Genomic DNA, 2,574 nt, shown 5'->3' on the forward strand with positions numbered 1-2,574 from the left:
ATGTTTACTGCTTTAGGGGTTTCTATTGGAACTGAAGAAGATCCAAGAGCTTTAAATTTAAGTAAAGTTCGTTATCACAAAGTAGTAATTATGTGTGATGCCGATGTTGATGGTTCGCACATTGCTACGCTAATCTTAACTTTTTTCTTTAGATATATGCGAGAAATGGTAGAGCAAGGTTATATTTATATTGCTACACCTCCTTTATATTTAGTTAAAAAAGGACAAAAAAGAGAATATGCTTGGGATGACAATCAACGTGATATAATTGCACAAAAGTTTGGTGGTGGTGTAAACGTACAAAGATATAAAGGTTTAGGAGAAATGAATGCAGAACAACTTTGGGACACCACAATGAATCCTGAATTTAGAACACTTAGACAAGTTACCATTGATAGCCCAACAGAAGCAGATAGAGTTTTTTCTATGTTGATGGGCGATGAAGTACCACCTCGAAGAGATTTTATAGAGCGTAATGCTAAGTATGCAAAGATTGATGTATAAAAAGTAGTTTAAATTATTAATACCATAAAAAAAGGAGAGATTTTCTAAATCTCTCCTTTTTTATTTAATTTATATCGGTCTAAATTATCTTATAGAAAAACCTACTGTGGCAGTAAGAGTATCGTACTCTTGTATAGCATACTCTGCACTTATATTTAAAAATAATAATTTAATATTTAAACCAAGGTTAGCTCTTAAATTAGATCCTGTATAATTTAAAGCAATTGGATCTACAATTGGCGTATTACTATTACTAGTATCAAATGTTCCTAAAACATTTAAATCTGTTTTATAAGATGTAGTACCCACACCTCCAAAAAGAGTTAAAAAAGCTAATTTCTTAGAAGCAACTAACTGAAAAACATAAGAATTAGTATCTAATTCTATAATTTGATCAGGGTTATTACTTGCGTCTAAAAGTACAGAAGTTTTAATATTTGTATATCCACCAAAAGCAGATAAATGGAATGGCATTAATTTTAAACCTGGTATCCATTGTTTAATATCATGCATTACACCAATACCAAATACAGAAAATTTATTATCATCTATAGTTTGCTCTGGTATAAAACGTACTTTTAAATCTGTATTTTTAAATAATCCAATACCTACTTGCACCATGGCAGATGGCACTGCATTAAAACCAATATTATCTTTAATATCTTGACCAAAACCTGGTAAAGAGGAAGTAGAAATTGATTGCCCGTTAGAATTAAACTCTAACAAGGGTCTATCATTTAACTCTTTAGAACCTAATATTGTTGGTATTTGGGCTTGACTCAAACTAGAGTTATCTAAATTAATAGAAGTATAATCTGAATTATTAAAAGTAAAACTTTCTTTTTCTGAAGGAACTAATGCCCCAGAAGCAATCACTTTAATATCTATACCTAAAAATTTATGGGTCTTGGCAGTTGAATACCAACCTCCATTAATTCCTTGGCCAAAACCTACCACAAGTGGTTCTAAATACCCTTGTGCATACGTGTTTGCGTCTGCAGCGTTTCCTTCTAAAATAGTCCCAAAATCTAATTGAGCATAAGAAGTAACAGAGCAAAATGCAAACATCAATATTATTATATATTTTTTCATAATTATGTTGAATTTTAGTTATTTGAAAAATTTATCTAAATATTAAATACTACTCAACTATAGCTTTAATTTTAAAAGTCATTTTTATTTTAAAATTATTGTCCTCAATTGGGTTGGTTGTAGAACCAGTAATAGTAAAAGGAAATGATCCTGAAGAAATTATATATAAAATACGAGCAGCATTTTCAGGGATAATAATTGGGTCTGTAGGAGTTGAAGATAAACTTACCGATTGGTTCAAAAAAGGAACTGGACCTACTGCTATAGAAATATTACCTGCAAAATCACTTCCAGAATAATCTTCTAATTGTAAAATTACTGATTCTATATTTGCATCCACAAAAGTAGTAGCATTGTCTAATAGATCTGAAATGTCTGCAGTGCTATCAATAGTAAAAGTTGACTGCCCCTCTAAACCAGCAACTGTTGCTGTGGTTTCAAAACTATTTTTTACTTCAAATTGAATGTCTCCAGTTTCATCACACATACTAAAAGTAAAAACTGCAAATAATAGCAATAGTGGTTTAATTAATTTAATTTTTTTCATAATGTTTGATTATTAAGTATTTATAATTCCAACAAATATAGAAAAAATATAAATTGCAAAAACAGGTAAAAACCCCTATTTCAATATTTTTAGCCTCTATTTTAAAAATTATTTGCTATTTTTAGCATCTAATTTTCTAAACCCCTACTAAAATGAAAAATAGTTTTTTCATTCTCTTATTACTTTTTTTTAGTTTTTATTCTCTGAATGCACAGAAAAATTTCGAGTTGTTTTATTTGGCAGATACCAATGATACAGAACGAATGTTAAACGCCTATTTTACACCAAGAATTAATGGGTACACAAATGCTTTAAACAATGGATGGCATACAAGCTCTAAAGCCCACAAACCTTTTGGTTTTGATTTTTCTGTTAGCCTCAATAATCTTGTTTATCCTTCAAATAAAAAAACTTTTAAAGTAGAAAATCTT

General features: G+C 29.6%; 4 protein-coding genes. 2 read left to right on the forward strand and 2 right to left on the reverse strand.

Going from position 1 to position 2,574, the window contains the following annotated elements; all coding sequences use genetic code 11:
- The coding region (locus tag ACTG3S_RS01540) for a toprim domain-containing protein (RefSeq protein WP_439127616.1) at positions 1-504 on the forward strand (504 nt) is incomplete at its 5' end.
- An 84-nt stretch (positions 505-588) separates the two neighbouring features.
- On the opposite strand, the gene ACTG3S_RS01545 is transcribed toward ACTG3S_RS01540, so the two are convergent.
- Positions 589-1,596, reverse strand: coding sequence for a DUF6588 family protein (locus ACTG3S_RS01545; protein WP_439127617.1), 1,008 nt, complete (start codon positions 1,594-1,596; stop codon positions 589-591).
- A 49-nt stretch (positions 1,597-1,645) separates the two neighbouring features.
- Positions 1,646-2,143, reverse strand: coding sequence for a hypothetical protein (locus ACTG3S_RS01550; protein WP_439127618.1), 498 nt, complete (start codon positions 2,141-2,143; stop codon positions 1,646-1,648).
- 152 nt (positions 2,144-2,295) lie between these two features.
- Between ACTG3S_RS01550 and ACTG3S_RS01555 the strand changes: the two genes are divergently transcribed.
- Positions 2,296-2,574 (forward strand): DUF6588 family protein (locus tag ACTG3S_RS01555; protein ID WP_439127619.1); only part of this gene is annotated, 279 nt, incomplete at its 3' end.

Source organism: Polaribacter sp. (assembly GCF_965656025.1).
Classification (GTDB): Bacteria; Bacteroidota; Bacteroidia; order Flavobacteriales; family Flavobacteriaceae; genus Polaribacter.